A 24,659-nucleotide genomic window follows, 5' to 3' on the forward strand; every position below is an offset into this window, starting at 1 on the left:
TTAACTAATAAGATTTAATGTAGGAATGCTATTAATATACTTTTTCAATTCCTTGAACCAATTTACGTGCCGATTCCTTAGCTGAAAATTTATTTAATACCTCCAGATCGGGATTCCATGATGTAGGGTTTAGACGGTTTAAAAGTTTCTCCTCAAATTGATCTACTAAGGTCTCTCTATCGTCATCCGGATTAAAACGTACCGTGTAATCGTCTGCTTTACAATCTTCCATGACTTTTACAGCACTGCTTTCTCTATGAAAGACGCTAAATACCGGTTTTTTACTTAAAAGTGCCTGGAAGGTTTTACTGGCTGTATAATGCTTCTCCGTACTTCCTATGATCATTACCGTATTTGCCGCTGAAAGAAAGTTTAAAACTTGTAGAAAAGGATAACGCTTCCTCTTTTCGGTTAAGATATCCTGTAACCCAAATTCCTCTGAATATTCTGTAATTGATTTTGCGGGATAAGTTCCGGTACCTAGAAACCACAACTTTATTTTTTCGTCCCAAAGTCCCTTCTTTCTTAAATTCTCAATAGCTTCAAAAAATGCAGAAAGCAAAATGTGGCTATTGGGAAGAAACGCACCCGCATAGATCCAGTTCTTCTGGTCCTGGGGATCATTGTCCCACGGAAACTTAACGTTAGGAAGGACAACTTCGTGATCATTGGGATCGAAGCCATAAGGCATTGCCACATGTACTATTTTTCTTCCAGATTTGGAGTTTACCGTCTCAGAAAGCAATTCATTGTCCTTATTATAAAACTCGGGAAAATTTTTCTTTAAAACAGGTTCATAATAAGGTGTGGATACTCCGCTTATTAAGCTTGCTTTTTTAACGGCAATAGGCTCTAAAGCTCTTGCCACCGACTGACTTAGCTGAGCCCGAACTCCTGTTTGATTTGTAATATCCCTTACCCATGGATCGATATAGTCTATCCCATAAGGCATCTTTGTCTTTTCATAGATAAGCCTTCCCAGCAAAGAATTATAAAAGGAAGGAATAGGTAACCAGATAAAGTCGATTTTTTCCGTTTCAATTAATTCCAGAGCTTTCTTATATAGCTGGTAAAAGGCTCTCAACCCAATGTCCCCGATCAATCTCGGCTTAAAGGTTTTCAAGGCTTTTACGCGTGTTACTTCAAAATCAGAAGAAAAAGTTCGTTTGAAATCATGATCAGGAGTTTCTTCGAAGTATTCTTCGTGTACCGTTAAAATCCTCGGTGTCCAGCCAAGATCCTTCAGGAAGTTACCGATTAGGCGGGGCCGGTGAACACCTGCAAGGTTTGCAGGATGCCAGTGTGGATAAATCATCAAAACTTTTTTCATGATACTAATTTCTGTAACTTAAGTTGTTCATTCTCCCAGGAAAAAGACCTGGCGTTCTGCCATCTCTCAACTTTAGCAGTCGTTTGTATAAGGTTTCGGTCTAGATCCTGAAGTGATTTTTCTAAGGAAAATTCCATGATAAGCCCCGCATTATAATCCAAGGAACTCAAAAATTGTGATTGACCAAAGGTATCGGTTGCTAAAATATACAGACCTGCCTGAACATAGGCTAAAAATTTATTCGTTAAACAGATGTTACGGTTATCGTCTGCCTCTACATTTTCAAGAGCAAGACCAATATCCATTTGGCTTAAAAATTCATGTAAATCTTCCTGTTTCATGATGTCATGCAGCATTACGTTCTTGCCTATACTTACAGTTTCCAAATAGTTGTAATTAGGGTTTCCTATAAGGTGAAATTCTATTCGGTCTAAGCTTTTTGCTGCTGCAAAAACTTTTTCAAGGCCTCGATTGGGGCCGATATGCTGAGAAAACCAAACACACTTTATGATATTCGTGTGAGTGTTTCCTGGTTTTTTAAAATCCTCCGCATTAAAGGAATTAATAATAGTCAAATTTTCTATTTGGTTGTCCCCTTTAAAATGCTTTTCACACTCCAGTTGAATACCTTTAGAAGCATAAGAAACACTCTCTGCTCGTAGAAAACTATGCGCCATAAGCTTCATCCTGTTTTGCTTTTCATAAGCTTTATTAAAATACAGGGCTTCTCCGGGATAATAATCTTCTACATCTAATTGTAGGGCAATGTCATTTTTTTCCGAAAGTTTTACAGAAGCATAAAAAGCACCCAGGTTATGGGCAATTATTCGGGAAAACTTTGAGTTTTTCTGTAGAGCATTAGCCATAAACCATAATTGCAGGGCTTTATCGTTACTGGCAAATGCACAGACTCCAAAATTGGTTGGAAAAAATGGGTTGAGAACAATAGCAAATTTTTGTAAGACCTTCGAAAAAACTGTTTTAATTATTTCTTTTTTTCTGTCAATCTCGATAAAATGAATTTCCGGATTTCTAGCTTTAATTGTTTCAGAAAGCTCTAAGCTCCAGTCATGATGTTTAAAGCACAAAACATGACAGGCAAATGTATGTTTAAGGGCTTCAAATTCCTTCACGAGCCTGGGGTTAGCTGCTAAGCTTGAGGTTGAAATAAAGAGAAGATTTTTCATTTATGCTGTCACGTATTTGTGAATGAACACAGAAAATGATTTTGCCGCGCGCCAACCAAAAATAGCTTTTATGCTTTCAATAATCTTACCTCCCATAACCGGCTCATAAGTACTACCACCAAACTGGTCAGTTTTATGTATTGCGGCTTTGTAAATAGTCTTGTGCATAGGATATGCGTCAATAGCTATTATTTTATATTGCAAGGCCATGGCGTTGTTATAGGCTTGAGAATCTTTCAATATAACGAACTGCTTTGTCTTTGAATCTAAAGCGCGTATTTGACTTTCCAGATGGATTTGTTGCCTTTGATTGGCAATATTTGAGCCCTTTATATGTTTTCTATAATAGTTTACAGTTTCAGGAGTATAAATAACTTTTTTAGCGGTGGTTACAACTCTGCAAAAATACTCCCCATCCTGGTCCTTACTCAATGTTTCATCCCAGGGGGCAACTTTATCAAGCAAAATTCTAGGAGTTAACCACGCACTGGTTTGCACCATATTCTGTTGTCCATTTGCCCCATATAGATTTAATAAAAATGCTTCAGTATCGCTCGTTGTATAGAGAAACTCTCTATCGGTTATCACGCCTTTATCTATAGTTTCATAAAAATGTTTAGTGGAGCATACAGCAATGGATTCAGGTTGGTTCCTTAATGCAGAAACTTGAGATTCAATTTTATTAGGACTGAACAAATCATCGGCATCCAAAAACTGAATAAATTCCCCCTTTGCCAGTCTTAGTCCATAATTTCTGGCAGCACAGGCGCCTTTCCCAGGGCTTTTTAAAAGTTTTATATTTTGATTATCGAGATTTGAAATGTATTCGAAAGAACCATCAGTGGATCCATCATCTATAATTATGATTTCAATGTTCTTATAAGTTTGATTGAAGACTGAATCTAAAGTCGCTTCAATAAATTTAATGCTGTTGAAGTTTGGGATAATAACTGACACTAAATTTTCAGCCATTTCTTATAATTTAATTTTTATCAATTCTTGAAATTTTGTAGACCTATTGAATAGCAAATCTTTTAATACTTTTTTGGTTTGAAATTGTATCCAAGTTTCAATCAATTTTTCTCTTGGATTTATCTTAATTCCATGGCTCGTCTTAAAAAAAAGCTGAATATTACCCTGAATATCAAAATTTTACTTCTAAACAAAAGCCCTAGAAATAAACTTCTTTATTATTATAATAAAAAAAATTCTTGGAGCCATTTTCCTAGTTAAATAGACCAGTGGGTAAAATTGCGTCCTGTCACTTCTCTGAACTTATTGACATCATTCCGCAATACGTTTTCAATTCTTTTTTTCAATTCTGGGGATAATTTAATTTGATTTACCGGAGCTTTACCTAATCCACTACGGTCGAGATATTTCCGGATCCTATCTTTTGAATTGGAAGGGATAAAAGTCTTTGCTACTGAAGGAAGAAATGATCCGTTCTTCAAATTTCTTATCCATTTGGCTTCTACCAATCTTTCTTTTGAGACATTTTTTGCAGTTAAATTTTCTAGCTCATCAAGCTCCATTTCCTTTAGATCTAAAAAATTAAAAATTTTATTTAATTCTCTTCCTGGGTCGGCTATTAATTCCTCGAAAGAAACAAAATGAAAATTTTTAATTGGAAAAAAATTAAGAAATGGCTTTAGCTGATAATAATATTTACTGGTAAGTACATAATTTAGTTCTTCTAGTTGAGCAGTAGTGTAATCTTCCAAATCAAAATTATTTTTTCGGTTACCTTGAAGCTTTGCTTCGTTGATATGACTTATAATTCTTTTAATTGGATCTCTTACTACATAAATAAAACGACCATCTTCATTAATTGTATTTTTTATTCTAGAAGAAACTCCTTTATATATGTGCTGTTTGGTATAACTCTGCGAAGATTCTCCATTATATTTAAATGATTCATCGAATTGTGCCCTATACCAATCAATACCCTTAGAAAAATTTTCCTCTTCTATAAAAAAGTTAAGCTCTTTGGTTCTGGACATAAAAATTTCAGGATGATTATCCAAATATTGGTGTAGAGAAGTGGTTCCACTTTTCATAGCTCCAATGATAAATAGATTTGGTAAAGTAGGTTTAGACATTATGACTGGTATAAATGAATTAAATTTTTTGTTACTGAATTAATATCAAAATTCTCTTCAACAAAGCGACGCCCTTCGCTACCCATTTGTTTAATTAAAAGAGGTTCAGTCAATATCTTTTGAACTACTTTAGCTATAGAGCGAGGCTCTTTATCAGGAACAATAAATCCCGATTTCCCATCAAGAATTCCCTCCGGGATGCCTCCTGTGTTTGTACCTATAACCGGTATCCCGCAAGCCTGAGCTTCCTGTAATACTACACCTTGTGCTTCTTTATTACCTGTAGAAGTGATAATGCTAGGAAGAATAAATAAATGAGCTTTGTTGTAAAAGAAGGATCTCAAAGCTTCTTGCGAATGATAACCTTCTAAGATGACCTGATCGTGTAAATCATTTTCGTCTATCAATGCTTGTAAAGATTGCTTCAATTCTCCTTCTCCAACTATTCGATAGCGAAAGTTTGTAAGTTTAAAGTCATTTTTCAGAATAGCCATAGCCTTAATTGCATATTCTAAACCTTTTACTTCGGTGAGCCTAGCTACTGTAAGAATCTCAAATTCATTTTCTTTATCATAACCTCTATTGAGATACTGAAATTCCTTTACGTTTATTGACGAAGGAATTATATGAATTTTATTACTTTCAAAACCTAATTTTATGGCATTTTGTTTTGTGTTCAAAGTATTCGCTGTGAAAAGATCTCCCTTCAGTTTTAAGAATGAATAAATTTCTTCATTTGTTTTTTGAGGCAAATCATTTATATCATATCCTCTAAAAGATGTGATTAATTTTCCTTTCAACAAACCCAGATCCCGTAGGATGGCGCCCCATAATCCCATAGGACCAAATTGGCAATGAATGACATCAAAATTAGAATTCTGCTCCAATAAAGGTTGTATGGCATAAATGATTTTAAACCCATTTTTGGTTTCTCCATAGGTGCTTTCAGTAATTGCTTTCCAGGAAAGGCCGGGAGATATTAAAAATGAACGCCATAAAAGGGGGAGGGCGTTAAATCGAACCGCCAATTTATTTTTCCATTCATTTTTGTACTTGGAAAAAGCTGGTTTAGGTAATTCAATAATATTTAGTGGTTGCTGAAAAACCTTTTGGTGGATATTCTTTTCCTTCAGGTAGCTTTTGTTAAAAGTAAATATCGTAACATCTGCACCACTTTCAATCAAGCCTATAACTTGATTTAAAATAGCAACTTCTGTTGTAGAAGGAAATGTTTCGATAACGAAGGCAATCCTCATGGGTAATAGTTTCTATTTATTAAGGGTATGTCTATAACATCCCAAAAGTTTTTCAAAATTTTTTTTAGAATTAAAATTTTCCAAAACGAAAGCTCTTCCATTTTGTCCAAATTCCTTTATTCTATCCTGGTGTTCCAAAAACCAGATTATCTTTTCAGCTAATTCAACTTCATCTTTTTGTGAAACTAAAAATCCACTTTTGCCATCATTTATTCCTTGCACCATGCCTCCTACACGGGATGCAATAACAGGTAATTCCATTGCCTGAGCTTCCTGTAGCACTACACCTTGCGCTTCTGCTCTACCATTGTCATCAATTATACCTGGCATGATATATATATCGGCTTTTTCAAGTTCTTCTTTAACAATTTCGCTGGTTTGTTGTCCTAATAAAGTCACGTATTCCTCAAGATCATATTCCTGAATTTCTTTTTCAAGTTCTGCTCTGGTTGGTCCTTCGCCAATTATTCTGTATTCAATATTGGTATGTCCCTTCAACAACAGATTTTTTATAGCATGGACACCATAATAGAAGCCTTTAAAAGGTACTAACCTACCTATGGAAATGATTGTAATTTTCTCTTTAGGGTAGAATCTTGGTTTGGACCTAATAAATTTGTTGCTATCAAATTGTGCAGGCACATAAAAAATCTTGTTTTCAGAATATCCTTTGCTAACAGCTACTTGCGTTGTGAAGGCGGAATTGGAAATAAAAAGATCTCCTTCCTTAATTAAATGAGGATATATCCCTTTTTTACTATTTAGAGTTACTAAACCAGATCCATGAAAAGTTGTTATTATTTTACCTGATATTATTTTTCTTTGACGCAACTTCACAGCAAGGTCTCCCATTACAGCAAAGTGGCAATGAATAATATCAAAATGATGATGTTCATGAAAGGAAAAAGATTGGCCTCGATTAGAGAACAAGCTTCTTACACCAATTCTATTTATCAGTTTAGGGATTTTACTGATATTATTTAAATTAGTGAATACAGATTCAACTACTCCTTTTAAGGTCTTTCTTCTATTTAAAGTGAAATAAATGGTGCGTTCCTGAAGTTTGTATTGGTTGAATTTTGCACTCGTAAAATCATTGCCACCTTTTTCTTTAGAAAAGATGATCACATCATTTCCATCATCTAATAATTGACATATTTCTTCAACGACAAACGTTTCTGACACCGACGGGAACTTTCCACAAAAAACAGCTATTTTCATCTGTTTCTCTTAACATTTTTATAAACGTAAAGAGCAGGTTTTAAAAAATATTTGTTATAAATGTTCATTATTAGATAATGTTTTCCATTTTTTGGCGGGATGTATCCCACTTGCTCAGAAGTATTAGTAAACTCGGAATTATCGGCTCCAAGGAACATGTTAATTTCGGACATTGTTTTGTCGAAATTATTTAAGAGATCATTGTAATTAACAGAATGATAATTTTTATATTTTTTATTTTTTTCCCATTGAGTAATATGTAAATTATGAAACTCTAGAGGCTTCATTTCGATACTGGAAAAAAATTTTGAAATTTTTGTTTCTACTTTAAAGCCTTCGTCGTTTTTAACCTGAATAAAAGACTTTAGTCGCGGATTATAAACTTCTTTATATATTGACTGCTGCAACTCCTCAGGTGAGGAAACAAGGAGTCCAAATCTTTCTTTCATATTAAATATAGAATTTAGAACAGCAGGAAAGTCTCTTTTAATGTAAAGAAAAGCCGTCGAGGGATTATCCCTCACAATATTTCCCGGGAACCTGTGATCTCCATAAATTTGGCGGAAGTTGTCCTTGTGAGTAAAATTTTTATTTATCAGATCTGCATAATAATTTGATCCGGATCTTGGATGGGAATAAATTTGGATATCTTTAAAATTCATTTCTTTTTTTCTTTTTTAAAATTTCCTGCAAGTGAAACCAAGATAAATTTTAATTGGTATTTGTAATTCAAACTGGAAAATATCCTCAGCTTATATTGACTAATAATATTTTTACAACCGCCATAGTCCCTAGTATAAAAATAAAGCAGAAACGATTGAATTGCATAATCTTTAATTATGGTGGAAATTAAATTCTCATATTGGAAATTAAAATGACGATTTAAAGTTTCATTTGCTCTTATTCTATCCTTATAATGATTTATTAGGACATCAACACTTTCAGGCTTCCTTTTGAAGTTAGATATTCCTCCAGAATGAAGCCGATAAGTAGCACCGACAAAAGGAAGGTATTTTATTTTTCCATATTGACTAAGTAGGAGGTATAGAAAACGATCTGCACCATTAAATGTATAAAGCCAATCAGGATATGTTTTCAATACATTATTTCTAAAAACAACTGTAAGAGTGTTTGCTCGGTTTCTAATTAACAGGTCTTCTGTAGAAATATCTGCTCTCTCATCTTTATTAATTGTCCTTTCCCCCGTTTTACCAGTACCTATTTCATCGAGTTTGAAAGCGTCATGAAAACACATAATGTATTCGTCATTTGTCTCCAAAAAGTCAATTTGTTTTTGAAGTTTATTGGGGTCTGTCCAAAAATCGTCTCCTTCCAGTAAAGCAATGTATTTGCCATCACAAGCTTGTAATGTTTGAACAAAATTGGGAATCATTCCCAAATTTTTATTTGAAGGTAATAATTCCACTTGATCGGGAAAATTCCTCTGATAAGTCTGACATATTCTTCTAGTTCCATCATTAGAAAAGTCTTCTCCAATGTACAGCTTTATTGTAAAGCTCGTGATTTGAGCTAGGACACTTTTTATTGCTGATTCAATATATTTTTCATGATTATAGGTAATCATGCAGATACTCACTGTTTCCATTTTTCTTACTTAAGGTATTTTTCTCCAATTTCCCTTTTTCTCACTACCCTTGCAGGAGATCCATAAGCTAAAACAGATCCGGGAATATCTTTTGTTACTAACGAACCAGATCCAATTACTGAATGTTTTCCTATTGTAATGCGGTCGAAAATGGTAACGCCGAGGGCTATTGCAGCAAACTTTTTTAAGATGACAAAACCTCCTGTTGTTACTCCGGCTGAGATGCTTGAAAAATCTTCCATTATACAATTATGCTCAAGAGAAGAATTTGTGTTAATGATGGTATGATTTCCAACCGCCGCCTCTGTATTAATTATACAACCCGGCATCACGACGATACCATTTCCTAACTTAACATTACTTCCGATTTCAACAGAGGGATGAATCGCGTTATAAAATTCAATTTTTGGAATTAATTCCTGTAATTGAGTGACTATTTTACTTCTCATCCAATTGTCTCCGACACAAATGATATACCCGGAAATGTCGTATTTCTTCTCCAGAGTTGGTATTTCTTCCTGACGACCCAAAATTTCATGTCCACAAAAATAAGTCCCTGCTTGATGTCTGGAGTCTACTAATCCAACTATGAAATATTTTCCTTCCTTATTTATAACATCAATAATAACTTTTGCATGATGACCTGCGCCTATAAGTAGAATTTTTTTTTTCATTAAATCGTTGTTAGCTTTTTTTTAGTTCTAACTTCTTAATTGTAGGCAGTATTAAATTTTCCATTATTAAAACAAAGCCTTTTAATTTGAAAAAATAAACCAAGAAGACATAAAAAATCAAAATCTGAATGCTGGGAATCAGAATTTGGAATAATAGGTTCATTTCATTTAATCTAAACTGGTATAGAAGTGCTACAGAACTAGAAAAAATAGCAATTACTAAATAAAAGCTTATTATTTTTAACTGTCGATAAAATTTAAAGCCAATAAGTTTTCCTGGGAAATGGAGGTTCGCTAAAAATGATAAAGTAGTTGCCAATGCAATAGCAGTTGCCATTCCTTTTAATCCGAATCGTAATGAGGCTAAAATAATCAGCGAGAACAAAATTCGTTTAACCGTTTCAAATTTTAAAAGAAAACGAGATTTTCCTTTGGTTAAAAATATATTCGAGTTAATTCCTCCTATTGAAATCATAAATCCCACCAAACAAAGAATTTGAAATATCGGAACAACTTCTATCCACTTCTCCGTGAGAATAAGAAGTATAAGAGGTTCGGCTATAATGACTAATGTGAACATTACAGGAATAACCAGAAATGACAATATATGAATGAGAGCAGAATAATATTTTACTAATCTTTCATCGTCATCCTGAATTTTTGCTAACGAAGGATACATCACTTTATTTATTCCTCCTCCAATTATTTGTAATGGATATTTTCTTAAAGTTTTAGCTCTATTAAAAATACCCAGTGAAGCAGCCGGATAAAATTTTCCTATAAGAATAGTGTCCATCTCATCAAGAGTTTTGGAGATAATGTTGATAAAAAGAATATTTGAACTAAAATTTAAATATTTTTTAACCGATGCTACTTCAAATACTAATGAAGGCGTCCACCTGGAAGCAAAAAAAATAAAAGTTGTTCGTAAAAGGGAAGCCATAATACTTTGAGCAACAAGACTATAAACTCCATAATCAAGATAAGCCAAAATGATTGCAACAAGACCGGAAAGGAAATTTGCAGTTATATCGACCTTTACAACTTTATTAAAGTCAATTTCCTTGGTTAAAATTATATTTGGTATTATTCCAAAGGAACTAATTATAAAAGTAACGGATAGAATACGCAGAATTTTAGAAATAATTTCAGTTTCATAAAACTGGGCAACCAGGTCACTTATTAAAAAAGTAATAATAAAAAGAACTATTCCTATTGCAACGTTTAAGTAAAAAATTGTTGAAAAATCCTCTTGAGCCGCATTCTTATCCTGAATTAAAGCACTTCCAAAACCAAAATTCATAAATACCTGAGCGAGAGACGTGAACACCAGCACCATTGCCATTAAGCCAAAATCCTCGGGCATCAGCAATCTGGCTAATATTATACTTACAACAAATTGCATGGCTTGTCCTACCAAATTACCGGCAGAACTCCATCCTAAACCTGTCAGGGTTTTTTTCTTTAAATCTTTCAATTAAATTAAAAAGTTTTCTCTAACGTTATTTTTTACTAAAGAGATAATCTTTTCAACTTCAAATGATTCTAAGGATGCATACAGAGGTAAACATAAAACTTGTTCGGCTATTTTATTGGCAATAGGTAAGTTTGAAAGCTTTGAAGAATTATGTCCTCTATAGGTAGGAATATTAGATATTAATGGATAAAAATACCTCCTGGTTAATATTCTCTCCTCCTTTAATTTGTCGTACAATTTATCTCTGCTAATGCCATAATCTTGTTCCTCTATTAAAGCAGGATAATAGGAGTAATTATGACTCAAACCATCAGGTAGTTCCGGAATTTTTACACCGGGAACATCTTTTAATTCCTCCGAGTATTTTTCCCAAACTTTTTGTCTTTTTAGGCGATTATTTTCCAACGACTTAAATTGAAGTAATCCATATGCTGCCTGTACCTCATTCATTTTGGCATTAATGCCTGGAGCAACAATTGTAGTCTCATTAGCGAAACCGAAATTTTTCAAAAAATCGATTCGTTGTTTTGTTTTTATATCATGGCTTATAATAGCGCCTCCCTCAATAGTATTAAAGGTTTTAGTAGCGTGGAAGCTCAAAACATTTAAATCACCATAGTCGAGAATGGTACTCCCATTATGGTTCACATCAAAGGCATGCGCTGCATCATAAATTACCTTCAAGCCATAGTTGTCTGCGATTTCTTGAATTTTCTCGTGATTACAAGGTCTTCCATATACATGTACGGGTAAGATAGCAGTAGTCTGAGGAGTGATTGCTGCCTCTATTTTTTCCGGATCAAGATTCAGGTATTCCTCTTCAATATCTACAAAGACCGGTTTGATGCCATTCCAATGAAGGGAATGTGTAGTGGCAACAAAGCTAAATGGGGTAGTTATTACTTCTCCCTGAATTCGCAAGGTCTGTAAGGCCGTTATTAAAGCTAAAGTTCCGTTCGAAAAAAGACTTACATAAGGTACTTTAAGGTATTCTGCAATTCGCTTTTCAAGTTCCTGATGGAATTTGCCATTATTTGTTAAGAATTTAGAATCCCAGATTTCTCGCAAAGATTCAACGAATTCGTCGAAAACGGGCATGTCGGGTTGAGTGACGTAAATAGGAGAATTGTCTTTTTTAATCATGTTTTTCTTCTTAGCAATAATAAAATTCTAATACAATTACGGTTTAATAATTCTGCTTAAAAGATATTTTCCGTAGCCGTTTTTCTTTAGGGGTTCAGCCAGGACTTTTAATTCATCTGCAGAAATGTATCCTTTTTCGTAAGCGATCTCTTCTATACAGGCTACTTTAAGCCCCTGTCGCTTTTCAATGGTATGAATAAAATTTGATGCTTCCAGCATAGATTCGTGGGTGCCGGTATCCAGCCAGGCATATCCACGCCCCATTAATTCAACCTTTAGCCTATCTTGCTTAAGGTAAGCTTCATTGACGGAAGTAATTTCCAGCTCGCCACGTTCGCTGGGCTTCACTTGCTTCGCGATTTCCACTACAGAATTGGGATAAAAATATAAGCCAGAAACCGCATAATTGCTCTTAGGATGCTTAGGTTTTTCTTCAATACTAATGACATTTCCGTTCTTGTCAAATTCGGCAACGCCATATCTTTCTGGATCGTTGACATAATAACCAAAAACAGTTGCTTTTCCTTCTGTCTCAACGTTTAAGCGGGATTGTTTCAGCATTTCGGTTAGTCCCTGCCCGTAAAAAATATTATCTCCCAATACCAGGCAAACATCATCACTACCAATAAATTCTTCTCCAATGATAAAAGCCTGGGCCAGTCCATCAGGGCTGGGTTGTTCTTTATATTCGAATCTCATTCCAAGTTCTGATCCGGTCCCTAATAGCTTCTCAAAATTTGGAAGATCTTCAGGTGTAGAAATAATAAGGACTTCTCTAATTCCTGCCAGCATCAATGCCGATAGTGGATAATAGATCATCGGCTTATCATAAATACTAAGAAGTTGTTTGGATACTCCTTTAGTAATTGGATATAAACGGGTGCCGGAGCCGCCGGCAAGTATGATACCTTTCATTTTTTAGATGCTTTAGGCTTTAGGCCTTATGCTTTTAGCCTGAGACTTAATTTATATAATTTCTTCTTTATTTCGTTTACTTGTTGATTAAGACCTTCATAAGACTTTTCATCAATAAAAGAAAGATCCTTTGTCAGAATAAAAAAATACTCCAATTCATGAGCAGATCCCTGGGCAATTTGTAAAAATCGGTTGAAATCTTTATCTGATTCTCTGCCACATCCTTCACTGATATTTGCAGTTATAGAATAGGCAGCCCGCTGCATCTGAGTTATTAACTGATATTTTTCGGAATCAGGAAATGATGAAGTTACCCGATAAACCTTCAGTACCAGCTCATGACTTAGTTTCCAGACATCATATTTCTTAAAATCTCTCATTTCGATGTTTTAGGCTCTATGCTTTTTGCTTATAGCTTAGGGCTTATAGCTTACAACCTAATATTGTTTCTTATAATACTCCTGATACGCACCGGAGGTAACATTCTTAAGCCACTCTTCATTTTCAAGATACCAATCGATCGTTTTAGATAGTCCTTCTTCAAAAGTTACGCTGGGTTTCCAGCCTAATTCTTTATTGATCTTACCGGCGTCAATCGCATAACGCAGATCATGACCGAGCCGATCTTTTACGTAGGTGATCAGCTTTTCGCTTTCTCCTTCTTTGCGACCTAGCTTCTGGTCCATTTGTTGACAAAGTAGTTTTACCAGGTCGATATTTTTCCATTCGTTAAAGCCGCCTATATTGTAGGTTTCATTATTGCTCCCCTTATGAAAAACAAGGTCTATTGCCGCCGCGTGATCTTTTACAAAGAGCCAGTCCCTGGTATAATTCCCATCGCCATAAACCGGCAAGGATTTGTGGTTAATAATATTATTTATAAATAATGGGATCAGTTTTTCCGGAAAATGATTCGGCCCGTAATTATTGGAGCAATTGCTTATAACATAAGGAAGCTTATAAGTCTCTCCATAAGATCTCACAAAATGATCTGAACTTGCTTTACTGGCAGAATATGGAGAATTTGGATCGTAAGCGGTGGTTTCGGTAAATAAGCCTTCTTCTCCAAGACTACCATATACTTCATCTGTACTTACGTGGTAAAAAAGTTTGTCATTGGTTTCTTCTTTCCAATGTTCTTTTGCAGAATTCAGTAGGTTTACGGTTCCCATTACGTTAGTCTTTACAAAAGCCATTGGATCTGTGATAGACCTGTCTACATGAGACTCCGCAGCCAGATGAATCACCCCATCAAACTGATATTTGCTAAATAGTTCATCTATTTTTTCAGCATCAGTAATATCAGCCTTTAAGAAGGTATAATTAGGAGCGTCCTGGATATCTATTAAATTCTCCAGATTCCCTGCATAAGTAAGGGCATCGAGGTTGAAAATTTGATTTTCCGGATATTTATTCACGAACAGGCGAACTACGTGAGATCCTATGAATCCCGCACCTCCTGTAATTAATATTTTTTTGATGTATTCCATCTAAAATTAAAATTCTTAATCAGCAATTATACAGCTATTGAAGCTTGCTTTCTTACTGCTTTTATTTCTGGTTTTCCAATACTAGTCAAATTAAAGCCTATTTCAGAAAGAACCTGCGTATCCAATATGTCTCTACCATCAAAAACAAACGCAGGGTTTAGCATACTCTCATATATTTGTTGCCAGTTGTAGGTTTTAAATTCATCCCACTCGGTTAATACGGCTATAGCATGAGCAGCTTCGCAAGCCTGGTAAGGCTCTTTTACTACTTTTAGTAGCTTTCGGTTTTCTTTCTCTGTACGTGTTCCCAAATAATCCAAATCGGCATAGATCTGCTCTTCGGTTACCTTTGGATCATACACTACAACTTCTGCTTGTTCGTTTAAGAGGTAATCAGCTACATAAATAGCAGCAGATTCCCTTGTATCGTTGGTGTCTTTTTTAAAAGCCCAACCCAAAAGGGCAATCTTCTTTCCTGAAACGGTATTGAAAAGTGTCTGTACTATATTGGCAGCGAATCTTCTTTTTTGATGATCGTTCATAATGATCACCTGCTCCCAGTAATCGGCTACTTCATCTAATCCATATGATTTTGCGATATACACCAGGTTGAGAATATCTTTCTGGAAACAGCTTCCTCCAAAACCTACAGAAGATTTTAAAAATTTTGGGCCTATCCTCGAGTCCATACCAATAGCTCGTGCTACTTCATTTACATCGGCCCCGGTTTTTTCACAAAGCTCGCTCATCGCGTTTATACTGGAAACACGCTGGGCCAGGAATGCATTGGCAGTTAATTTTGAAAGTTCTGAAGACCATACATTGGTCGTCAATATTTTTTCTTTAGGAAGCCAGTGTGCATAAATATCTACTAAAGCTTGTACGGCTTCTTGTCCTTTCGTATTGTCAATATCTCCACCAATTAAGACACGGTCTGCATTTTGCAGATCTTGGATTGCTGTTCCTTCGGCAAGAAATTCAGGATTGGAAAGAATCTGGAAGTTCACTGCGTTACCGGTGTTTTCCAGGATACTTTTTAAAGCTTCCGCGGTCCTCACCGGAAGCGTGGATTTTTCTACAATGATCTTATCTGTGGTGGATACCCTGGCGATTTGCCGGGCACAAAGTTCTATCCATTTTAGGTCAGCCGCCATTCCCTTTCCTATACCATAGGTTTTGGTTGGTGTATTCACCGAAATAAAGATCATTTCTGCTTTATCTATGGCCTTATCAACTTCTGTGGAAAAGAATAGGTTTCTGCCCCTTGCTTCTTTAACCACTTCGGCTAAACCGGGTTCATAGATAGGCAGATTATCCAGGTTATCGTCGTTCCAGGCGGCAATTCTTTTTTCGTTCAGATCCACAACAGTAACGTTGATCTCGGGACATTTCTGGGCGATCACAGACATAGTTGGTCCTCCTACGTATCCTGCTCCAATACAACAGATATTTTTTATGTTCTTCATTTCATTCAGACGCGGATTCCACAGACTTGAGCGGATTGCACGGATTTTTTTAAAGCGCGGATTCCGCAGATTAATGCAGACTGCACGGATTGGTTAAAGTTTAACTTCTTTAAATTTATTCTGGTTATTTAAGAACCACTCATAGGTTTTTTGAATTCCCTCTTCCAGCGCTGTTGATGCTTTCCACCCAGCGTCCTTCATCTTATCTACGTTCATGAGCTTACGCGGAGTACCATCAGGTTTTGAGGTATCCCAGATAATATCTCCTTTATGACCTACAATTTTTTGAATAAGTTCTGCCAGTTCTTTTATGGTGAGATCTTCTCCTGTACCAATATTGTAAAGATTCTCTGGTAATTTATTTTCCAAAGCGAAACAAACTGCATCTGCAAGGTCATCTACAAATAAGAATTCTCGCATGGGAGATCCGCTACCCCACAGTTCGACAGGCTCACTGCTAAGGTCGACAGGCTCACTGCTATGGTCGACAGGCTCATTATTAGCACCGACGGACTTACTCTTAAGTTCAACTGGGCTAGTATCGCCAGCTTGCTCCATTTTTACTTTAGCATCATGGAACTTTCTGATCATTGCCGGTAAGACATGCGAAGTTTCCAGGTCAAAATTATCATGAGTTCCATATAGATTGGTAGGCATCAAACTAACATAATCTTTTCCAAATTGTTTTCGTATCGCTTCACAGGCTTTTACTCCGGCAATCTTTGCTATAGCATACCATTCATTGGTTGGTTCCAGGCTATCCGTCAGCAAATATTCTTCCTTCAGTGGTTGTGGAGCATGCTTTGGATAAATACAGGAACTTCCTAAGAAGATAAATTTCTGAACATCTGACTTATGAGAGAAGTCGATAAGATTATTCTGAATCTGCATGTTCTCCATCAGGAACTGATATGGATATTCGCTATTCGCCATGATCCCACCTACTCTCGCTGCCGCATCGATGACTACTTCCGGTTTTTCAGTTTCAAAGAAATCAGCAACAGCTGCCTGGTTGCGAAGATCCAGTTCCGAAGAAGTTTTACCGATAAGATTTGTATATCCCTCAGCTTCGAGTTTTCGCCAGATCGCTGAGCCAACCATTCCACGGTGACCGGCGATGTATATTTTTGTGCTCTTGTTCATTCTAATTCTTTCTTACGATTTGTTAGGTGTTCAGACCGCTGTATCGTTTTCTCAGTTGATTTCGCAGATTATGGCGGATTGCGCGAATTCCTTCTAAGAATTTTCCGTATTAATGAAGCGTTTCCACTTCAGACTTTTCTCTCCAAAGTTAATTAGCAAACCAACTTCTGTATTGGTAGCTTTTAGGTAATTGATTACCTGATTTTCCAGCGCTTTAGGTAAAAAGGCTACTGATTTTATTTCAACTATAATTTTGTTGTAGCAAAGAAAGTCAGCTTTGAAATATTTCTCCAGTTTTTCACCTTCGTAATATAGATTCAGCCTTTTTTGTTCTTCGAAAGGAATTGAAAACTTATTAAACTCCTTACTTAACACTTCCTGATATACTGATTCAAGAAAACCGTGACCGAGGCCTTTATGAACTTTCATACAAGCACCAATTATTTGAAACGTTTCCACCTCAAAAAGTAATTTCCCCATCCGTGTAATCCGTTTTCTTCAGTGAAATGAACCTTCCGTGAAATCAGCCTTAATCCGTGTAATCTTTCTTAGTTATTCGAAATAATTTAAAGTCTTAAACCCACCTTCTTTAAGGTACTGATCTTTCTGCATAAGTTTTACATCACTGGCCATCATATCTTTTACTAGATCCTTTAGATCATATTCAGGAGTCCAGCCTAGTTTGTTGTTTGCTTTGGAAGCGTCTCCTATTAATAGATCAACTTCTGTAGGTCTGAAATATTTCGGATCTACTGCCAAAACTTCCTTACCTGTTTCCAGTTGAAATTTATCGTTGCTACAGGATTTTACATAAGCCTTTTCATCAGCATCTTCACCTCTGAATTCGAGTTCTATTCCGACTTCAGCAAAGGCCATTTTTACAAAATCTCGAACCGGAGTAGTTTTCCCCGTAGCGATCACCCAGTCTTCTGCTTTTTCGGCTTGCAGGATCATCCACATCATTCTTACATAATCCTTTGCGTGTCCCCAGTCTCTTTGTGCATCCAGATTCCCCAGGTAAAATTTATCCTGAAGTCCTAAAGCGATCCTTGAAGCTGCCCTGGTGATCTTACGAGTTACAAAAGTTTCCCCTCTTAGCGGAGATTCGTGATTAAACAAAATTCCGTTACATCCATACATGCCATAAGCTTCACGGTAGTTTACCGTGATCCAGAATGCATACATTTTTGCAACTGCATAAGGCGAACGTGGATAGAATGGCGTAGTTTCAGATTGAGGTACTTCCTGAACCTTTCCGTATAATTCTGAAGTGGAAGCCTGATAAATACGTGTTTTCTTTTCCAGCCCTAACAAGCGAACTGCATCCAGGATACGTAAAGTCCCTAATCCATCAGCATTTCCGGTATATTCCGGAACTTCAAATGATACCTGAACATGGCTCATAGCAGCCAGGTTATAGATCTCATCTGGTTGGATTTCCTGAATAAGACGTATAAGATTCGTAGAATCTGTCATATCGCCATAATGGAGTATAAAATTTCTTTTATCTTCATGTGGATCCTGATATAAATGATCTATCCTATCGGTATTAAAAAGAGAAGATCTTCTTTTTAAACCGTGAACTATATATCCTTTTTTCAGGAGGAATTCACTTAAATATGCTCCATCCTGCCCGGTCACGCCGGTAATCAATGCTACTTTATTCATTTTCAGCTATTGCAATTTTCATATAATACCGCAGTCCTCTTTACAAAAGACTTCTACTAACTTAAGACTAATGATAATTCCGACAGAAATAGATTAAACTATCATTCCTGCTGCAACGGTTTCATTAGTATTTTCATCTACCAGAATAATACTACCTGTATTTCTGTTATCTCTATAAGAATCGATCATCAATCTATGCGTAGTTCTGATCGTTACTCTAGCAATATCATTCATGGAAAGATCCTTGTTTTCCGTATTTCTATTATAAGTGTTGATATCAATCTTATAAACCACATCCTTGATCATGGCTCTCTGTTGATTGGAAGTGTGCATCACGGTATATTTTGCTCTGGGCTTCGCAGCATCGTTATTCAGCCAACATAACATCACATCAAATTCCTGCTCTCCTTCCGGTTGATTATTCTTCTTTACAATCATATCGCCGCGGCTTACATCAATATCATCTTCCAGAGTTATAGAAATAGACATTGGTGCAAAAGCTTCCTCAACCTCCTGTTCCCCGGTATTGATAGATTTGATTTTCGAGGTAAAGCCTGAGGGCAGTACGGCTACTTCATCACCCAATCTATAGATTCCGCTGGCCACTCTACCGGCATAGCCTCTGTAATCTCTATGCTCGTCACTTTGTGGTCTTAATACAGTTTGTACCGGGAACCGTGCATCGATCTTGTTAATATCACTACTAATATGCAGGGTTTCCAATATACTAAGTAGCGTTCCACCTCCATACCAACTCATGTTTTCGGAACGATTCACAACATTATCTCCCAGAAGGGCACTCATTGGAACAAAACGTACATCTTTTACCAGCAGCTTGGAAGAAAACTCCTCGAACTGACCAATGATCTCATTATATCGTTCTTCTGAAAAATCTACCAAATCCATTTTATTGACACAAACGATCAAATGAGGAATATTCAGAAGTGAAGCTATAAACGAATGTCTTTTGGTCTGCTCGATAACTCCATGCCTGGCATCTATTAAAATAAGAGCTGCATTCGCTGTTGATGCTCCAGTAACCATATTACGGGTATATTGAATATGACCCGGAGTATCTGCGATAATGAATTTTCTCTTAGGAGTGGTGAAATATCTGTACGCTACATCGATGGTGATGCCCTGTTCTCTCTCATCCTTTAAGCCATCTGTGAACAATGCCAGGTCCACTCCTTCATGACCTTTTTTTGCACTGGTGTTGGTTACTGACTCTAACTGATCTTCAAATATAGATTTGGAATCATATAGCAGTCGGCCAATGAGGGTACTTTTCCCATCATCCACGCTTCCTGCCGTTGTAAATCTTAGTAATTGATTGTTATTGATCTCCATTATAATATGCTCTTATATATTGTATTGCTAATTAAGCTTGCTGACTCTAAGTTGTGATCTATTATCTAGAAGTACCCTTGTTTTTTACGGTCTTCCATAGCGGTCTCAGAACGCTTATCATCAGATCTATCTCCACGTTCTGTTTTCCTCATAGTAGAGACTTCATCGGCAATCTTTTCCAGCGTATCTGCGTCAGACTCTATTCCTCCGGTAATGGTAATATCACCAAGGGTTCTAAACCTTATTTTTTTCTTTTCAATAGTTTCTCCTTCTTCCAATTTCAGGTATTCTGATACCGGAATCCAGGAGTTACTTCTGAACACAACCTCTCTGTCATGTGCAAAGTATAATGATGGTATACTTATATTCTCTCTTTTAATATAGTTCCAGACATCCATCTCGGTCCAGTTACTAATTGGAAAAGCTCTGAAGTGTTCTCCTTCGAAATGTTTTCCGTTTAGCAAGTTCCAGAGTTCTGGCCGCTGGTTCTTAGGATCCCATTCTCCAAAATCATTTCTGTGTGAAAAGAAACGCTCCTTGGCTCGTGCCTTTTCTTCATCTCTTCTACCGCCACCTATAGCGCAGTCTACCTTGTTAGTCTCTATTGCATCCAAAAGTGTGGTGATCTGAAGCGCATTTCTTGTAGCGTTCTTTCCTTTTTCTTCCGCCACACGACCCTGGTCAATACTATCCTGTACCGATCCTACGATCAATTTCACTCCTAGCTCACTGATTAGATCGTCTCTAAACTGAATGGTCTCTGGAAAGTTGTGACCGGTATCTACATGCATCAGTGCAAAAGGAATTTTACTTGGATAAAAAGCCTTCTTAGCCAAATGTGTTACTAAGATAGAATCCTTTCCTCCCGAAAACAGGATCACAGGATTTTCAAATTGTGCCCATACCTCCCGTAGGATATAAATAGCTTCAGATTCTAATTCGTCTAAGTAATTAAGATAGTACTTGCTCATTATTTTGTTATTTCCAGTTCTTTTTCTAATAAATTAAGGATACGTTCTACTGAAACCCTAGCTTCTTCCTGATCTGTCCTGATCTCGATCGTAGGTGTTGCTGGGGGTTCGTAAGGTGCATCAATTCCTGTAAAGTTTTTGATCTCTCCAGCCCGGGCCTTTCTGTAAAGCCCTTTAACGTCACGCTTCTCGCAAATCTTTAAAGGCGTGTTCACAAAAACCTCTATAAAATCTTCTTCTCCTATAATTTCTCTTATAAAATCTCGATCGCTTTGCAAAGGAGAGATAAAGGAAGCAATCACTACGCTCCCACTATCTACAAATAGTTTAGCCACCTCAGCGATACGTCTCAAATTCTCCTCTCGATCCTCACGACTAAAGCCTAGATTATTGTTAAGTCCCCCACGAATATTATCACCATCTAAGGAAAAGGTGTGTATTCCTTTTTCAAAGAGTTGTTGTTCCACCATATTTGCCAGGGTAGATTTCCCCGAACCTGATAACCCGGTAAACCAAATCACAAAAGACTTATGACCTTTCATGGAATTACGAGACGCTCTGCTAACTTCAAATGTATGTGGAACAATATTATTCATGGGAATTCTCTAATGGTTCTTTTCGTTTTAATTCTTGATCTCTTCGCTGTTGCAGTCCGAAGTCGTACTTATACCAGGCTCTCTCGTGCAGGTAATATAAGATCATTTTTGTAATGACCTCTATAAGCCCAATCTTTAAACCCGTAAAAGGATCACCTGAAATCCACCAAGCCAATAGCATCGTATCTAAAGTGCCTATAGCGCGCCACGTAATCGTTTTTGCAATATGTCTTTTCCTACTATCTCCATTCTTCGTGACCCCAGCTTTGACTCGAAACCATATACGCTCATGTAGGTAATATAGCAACATCTTGGTAACCACTTCGGAAAAACCGATCTTAAGACCTGTATAGGGATTACCTGTCACTAGCCAGGAAAGCAGAATCGTATCAATCGTTCCAACAATTCTCCAGGTAATAGTTTTAGCGATATGCCTTTTATATGTTTGCGCCAAGATCTATATTAAATGTGATGCAGAGATCTCAAGTTCCTGATAAACCTTTTTTACATCCTGGGAACATTTTTTACTCAGCACCAGATTAGCATCTTCTGTACAAACCAAAATAGAATTTTCAAGTCCTACAAAAGCAGTATAATTATTCGAACCTATTACCATATTGCCATGGCCATCTTTTTCATGTCCCTGCTCAATTAGATAATCATAGATAGCTTCAAAGCTTCCCATATCACTCCAGTCAAAACCTGACTTCACAACCTTTATTTTATCGCTCCTCTCCATAACTGCATAATCCACACTGATTGAAGGAATTTTTAAGGAGTCTTCCAGATTTAATGCACCTTCCTTATTATTAAACCAGACTTCCCTGGATGATTCGAAAACTTCTGGCTCATACTTCTTTAATTCCTCCAGAAACAAACCTGCTTTAAAACAGAACATTCCGCTATTCCAGAGAAATTTTCCGCTTTGCAGAAAGGTTTTTGCAGTAGCCAGATCTGGCTTTTCTCTAAATGAGCTTACGGTGTTGCCTTCAGTTTCAAGATAACCATATCCAGTTTCCGGCTTTGTCGGCTGAATACCGAAGGTGACAATATTATCTTCTTTCGCCAATGCTACTGCTTCTTCCACTGCTTTATTGTAAGCTGCTCCTTCTACAATAATATGATCTGCCGGAGTAACAAGTAGAATATTTTCAGGATGTGCAGAAAAAGCTGCAAATGCTATTGCCGCCGCCGTGTTCCGTGGGGTTGCTTCAATAATGCTGGAGTGATCTATCGTCCTGGTTCTACTTAAGGTTTCCTCAGATAGATGATCGTTATCAACATTTCCAACGATAGTTAGGTCATCGCAAAACTTTTGATTCCGTAGAATTGATAGCTCAAAGAGCGATTTCCCTCCAAACAGGTCTATATATTGTTTTGGTCTTGACTTTCGAGAGAGCGGCCATAGTCGGCTGCCAACTCCTCCAGTAAGTAATACATGAATAATTTTAGACATAACATAACAGGGCTTCGCCTCCGTGAGTCACATATTGTAACTCTCGTAATAAAATTTTCGATAAAACCTGATTGAAATTCTTTAATCTGGTTAGACCAAAGACACATAAGTAGGGTTAGGCGGATCAGGTTGATTAGAACTTGCGAAATTAATCCAGATAATCCATACTGTCAAATTGAAAACGTTAAAAATTTTAACTTTATCTGATCTCAATCGTTTTTAAATGGAACACCTAAACCCTTGATAACCAATTATTACTAATAATGTCATAATCTCAAACTTCAGAAGTTAAGATAATTATCAAAGTCATGATTTATTGCTATTTAATTGATAATTCCTCAAATATTAAATTTTATTATTCTGAAGAGTTTAAGGTATTTTTATCAAGTTTACAACTTATATTTCTGTTCCCGGTGAGATTATTCCCTCATAGATAGTTCACAAGAGTTACATTTCTTAGTCTGGGAATAAATTTCATTTCTACTCTATCTACCATTTTATTAATTAATAATTGATTAAAAACAGCATCTCATATACCCAACATATATCAAAACCTGCATACCAGGTCTTCTGTTTTGAGTAAATCATGCCTGAAAATGAATACTGTGTAAACAATTTATATTTTCTATGTTTGTGAATTATCTACAATTAAAGCTAAAACTTATCTTATAAATTGAAAGATTCCATTACAGCCCCTCAACAGCATTATAAGTTCCCCTTAACCGATGTAAAAATCGAAATAAGCAACAACATAATAGAGGTCGAGGATCCACTATATGTTGATGATTTCTATCGTGTAACTCAGAACGAATTTTTAATGGAAGTTGATGATGTAGGCACCTTCTACGCTGCTAACGGCAATTATATATCCATGTGCATTGACCCACAAGCAAGTAGGGAGACTATTGAACTTTACTTAAACGGGTCAACCTACGGCGCAATTTTGCATCAACGGAAAATTATGCCTATGCATGGCAGTTGTTTTGTTTATGGTAATAAGGGAATTATGCTTTGCGGGGATTCCGGAGCCGGAAAATCTTCGCTTACCGCAGCATTTGTGTTGGATGATAATGAGTTTCTGACAGATGATATAACTCCAATAGTTATTAAGAATAATCAGGCTTTGATCTGGACTATGAGCGACCGTATTAAATTATGGGAAGATAGTCTTAAGCAGCTTAGTGAAAGCAAGGAAAGTTTACGTAAAATTGACCCTGATACCGAAAAATTTTACTTTCCCTTAGCATCGTATACTAAAAGTCATTTTGCCCTTGATCATATTTTATTATTGGATATTCACGACAATCCTTCTATAAGCATAAAGGAGGTGGAGGGAGTAGAAAAAATTATGGCTTTAAGAAAGGAAATATATCGTCTGGAATATATGTTTGGGATGCCCGAAAACGAATCCTCATTTTTCAAAGATCTAACTGCTATGTGTAATTACACCAAAGTCACAAAACTATCCAGACCTAAGCAGATACCAATTCAAGAAACTCAACAGGCAATCGCGGACTACCTGGGCAAAATTTACAATTCAGATTAAGCTAAATTCATGAGCGCCATATTTGGAATTATAGATTTTGAGGGCCGACCTATCCAGGATGA

Annotated in this window: 24 protein-coding genes; 1 reads left to right on the top strand and 23 read right to left on the bottom strand. The window is 36.4% G+C overall.

Features of this window, described 5'->3' with window-relative positions:
* Window positions 1–31: 31 nt before the first annotated feature.
* The 23 genes from JM79_RS14295 to JM79_RS14405 all read right to left on the bottom strand — a co-directional run bounded on the left by JM79_RS14295 (window position 32) and on the right by JM79_RS14405 (window position 23,051).
* Window positions 32–1,330: a glycosyltransferase family 4 protein gene (locus JM79_RS14295; protein ID WP_141878801.1), complete on the bottom strand. Its 1,299-nt coding sequence runs from the start codon at window positions 1,328–1,330 to the stop codon at window positions 32–34.
* Complete coding sequence (locus JM79_RS14300) at window positions 1,327–2,517, bottom strand: glycosyltransferase family 4 protein (protein ID WP_141878802.1); 1,191 nt, start codon at window positions 2,515–2,517, stop codon at window positions 1,327–1,329. The genes JM79_RS14295 and JM79_RS14300 overlap by 4 nt, the downstream gene beginning before the upstream one ends.
* Window positions 2,518–3,489 (bottom strand): glycosyltransferase family A protein, encoded by a 972-nt coding sequence (locus JM79_RS14305; RefSeq protein ID WP_141878803.1) that lies wholly within the window; start codon window positions 3,487–3,489, stop codon window positions 2,518–2,520.
* 257 nt (window positions 3,490–3,746) lie between these two features.
* Window positions 3,747–4,619, bottom strand: a complete 873-nt coding sequence (locus JM79_RS14310) for a sulfotransferase (RefSeq protein WP_141878804.1) — start codon at window positions 4,617–4,619, stop codon at window positions 3,747–3,749.
* Window positions 4,619–5,875, bottom strand: a complete 1,257-nt coding sequence (locus tag JM79_RS14315) for a glycosyltransferase (RefSeq protein ID WP_141878805.1) — start codon at window positions 5,873–5,875, stop codon at window positions 4,619–4,621. The genes JM79_RS14310 and JM79_RS14315 overlap by 1 nt, the downstream gene beginning before the upstream one ends.
* Before the next feature lie 12 nt (window positions 5,876–5,887).
* Window positions 5,888–7,096, bottom strand: coding sequence for a glycosyltransferase (locus JM79_RS14320; protein WP_141878806.1), 1,209 nt, complete (start codon window positions 7,094–7,096; stop codon window positions 5,888–5,890).
* Window positions 7,093–7,758: a sulfotransferase domain-containing protein gene (locus JM79_RS14325; protein WP_141878807.1), complete on the bottom strand. Its 666-nt coding sequence runs from the start codon at window positions 7,756–7,758 to the stop codon at window positions 7,093–7,095. Before JM79_RS14325 ends, JM79_RS14320 begins: the two co-directional genes overlap by 4 nt.
* Complete coding sequence (locus tag JM79_RS14330) at window positions 7,755–8,702, bottom strand: glycosyltransferase (protein ID WP_141878808.1); 948 nt, start codon at window positions 8,700–8,702, stop codon at window positions 7,755–7,757. The genes JM79_RS14325 and JM79_RS14330 overlap by 4 nt, the downstream gene beginning before the upstream one ends.
* Before the next feature lie 5 nt (window positions 8,703–8,707).
* Window positions 8,708–9,376 (bottom strand): NeuD/PglB/VioB family sugar acetyltransferase, encoded by a 669-nt coding sequence (locus JM79_RS14335; protein ID WP_141878809.1) that lies wholly within the window; start codon window positions 9,374–9,376, stop codon window positions 8,708–8,710.
* Between the two features lie 10 nt (window positions 9,377–9,386).
* A complete protein-coding gene (locus JM79_RS14340; RefSeq protein ID WP_141878810.1) occupies window positions 9,387–10,853 on the bottom strand; it encodes an MOP flippase family protein in 1,467 nt (488 codons plus the stop codon).
* Window positions 10,854–11,996 (bottom strand): DegT/DnrJ/EryC1/StrS family aminotransferase, encoded by a 1,143-nt coding sequence (locus JM79_RS14345; RefSeq protein WP_141878811.1) that lies wholly within the window; start codon window positions 11,994–11,996, stop codon window positions 10,854–10,856.
* Between the two features lie 36 nt (window positions 11,997–12,032).
* Entirely contained in the window at window positions 12,033–12,911 is an 879-nt protein-coding gene (gene rfbA, locus JM79_RS14350) for a glucose-1-phosphate thymidylyltransferase RfbA (RefSeq protein ID WP_141878812.1), read from the bottom strand.
* Window positions 12,912–12,937: 26 nt separating this feature from the next.
* The gene (locus JM79_RS14355) at window positions 12,938–13,291 is read right to left on the bottom strand and encodes a four helix bundle protein (RefSeq protein WP_141878813.1); all 354 of its coding nucleotides are present in this window, start codon (window positions 13,289–13,291) and stop codon (window positions 12,938–12,940) included.
* Between the two features lie 57 nt (window positions 13,292–13,348).
* Complete coding sequence (gene rfbB / locus JM79_RS14360; RefSeq protein WP_141879254.1) at window positions 13,349–14,392, bottom strand: dTDP-glucose 4,6-dehydratase; 1,044 nt, start codon at window positions 14,390–14,392, stop codon at window positions 13,349–13,351.
* Window positions 14,393–14,427: 35 nt separating this feature from the next.
* Entirely contained in the window at window positions 14,428–15,867 is a 1,440-nt protein-coding gene (locus JM79_RS14365; RefSeq protein ID WP_141878814.1) for a UDP-glucose 6-dehydrogenase, read from the bottom strand.
* Between the two features lie 93 nt (window positions 15,868–15,960).
* Window positions 15,961–17,010: a GDP-L-fucose synthase gene (locus JM79_RS14370; protein ID WP_141878815.1), complete on the bottom strand. Its 1,050-nt coding sequence runs from the start codon at window positions 17,008–17,010 to the stop codon at window positions 15,961–15,963.
* Between the two features lie 93 nt (window positions 17,011–17,103).
* Window positions 17,104–17,490, bottom strand: a complete 387-nt coding sequence (locus JM79_RS14375) for a GxxExxY protein (protein WP_141878816.1) — start codon at window positions 17,488–17,490, stop codon at window positions 17,104–17,106.
* Between the two features lie 72 nt (window positions 17,491–17,562).
* Entirely contained in the window at window positions 17,563–18,678 is a 1,116-nt protein-coding gene (gmd, locus tag JM79_RS14380) for a GDP-mannose 4,6-dehydratase (RefSeq protein WP_141878817.1), read from the bottom strand.
* Between the two features lie 93 nt (window positions 18,679–18,771).
* A complete protein-coding gene (locus JM79_RS14385) occupies window positions 18,772–20,028 on the bottom strand; it encodes a GTP-binding protein (protein WP_141878818.1) in 1,257 nt (418 codons plus the stop codon).
* Window positions 20,029–20,093: 65 nt separating this feature from the next.
* On the bottom strand, window positions 20,094–20,999 hold the full coding sequence (cysD, locus tag JM79_RS14390) for a sulfate adenylyltransferase subunit CysD (protein WP_141878819.1): 906 nt from the start codon (window positions 20,997–20,999) through the stop codon (window positions 20,094–20,096).
* Window positions 20,999–21,595 (bottom strand): adenylyl-sulfate kinase, encoded by a 597-nt coding sequence (cysC, locus tag JM79_RS14395; protein WP_141878820.1) that lies wholly within the window; start codon window positions 21,593–21,595, stop codon window positions 20,999–21,001. Before cysC ends, cysD begins: the two co-directional genes overlap by 1 nt.
* Complete coding sequence (locus JM79_RS14400) at window positions 21,588–22,052, bottom strand: DUF2061 domain-containing protein (protein WP_141878821.1); 465 nt, start codon at window positions 22,050–22,052, stop codon at window positions 21,588–21,590. Before JM79_RS14400 ends, cysC begins: the two co-directional genes overlap by 8 nt.
* On the bottom strand, window positions 22,053–23,051 hold the full coding sequence (locus JM79_RS14405; RefSeq protein ID WP_141878822.1) for a sugar phosphate nucleotidyltransferase: 999 nt from the start codon (window positions 23,049–23,051) through the stop codon (window positions 22,053–22,055).
* A gap of 673 nt (window positions 23,052–23,724) precedes the next feature.
* On the opposite strand from JM79_RS14405, the gene JM79_RS14410 reads away from it, so the two are divergent.
* A complete protein-coding gene (locus JM79_RS14410; protein WP_141878823.1) occupies window positions 23,725–24,597 on the top strand; it encodes a hypothetical protein in 873 nt (290 codons plus the stop codon).
* The last annotated feature ends 62 nt before the right edge of the window (window positions 24,598–24,659 follow it).

Origin of the sequence: Gramella sp. Hel_I_59 (genome assembly GCF_006714895.1) — a bacterium.
Taxonomy (GTDB): domain Bacteria; phylum Bacteroidota; class Bacteroidia; order Flavobacteriales; family Flavobacteriaceae; genus Christiangramia.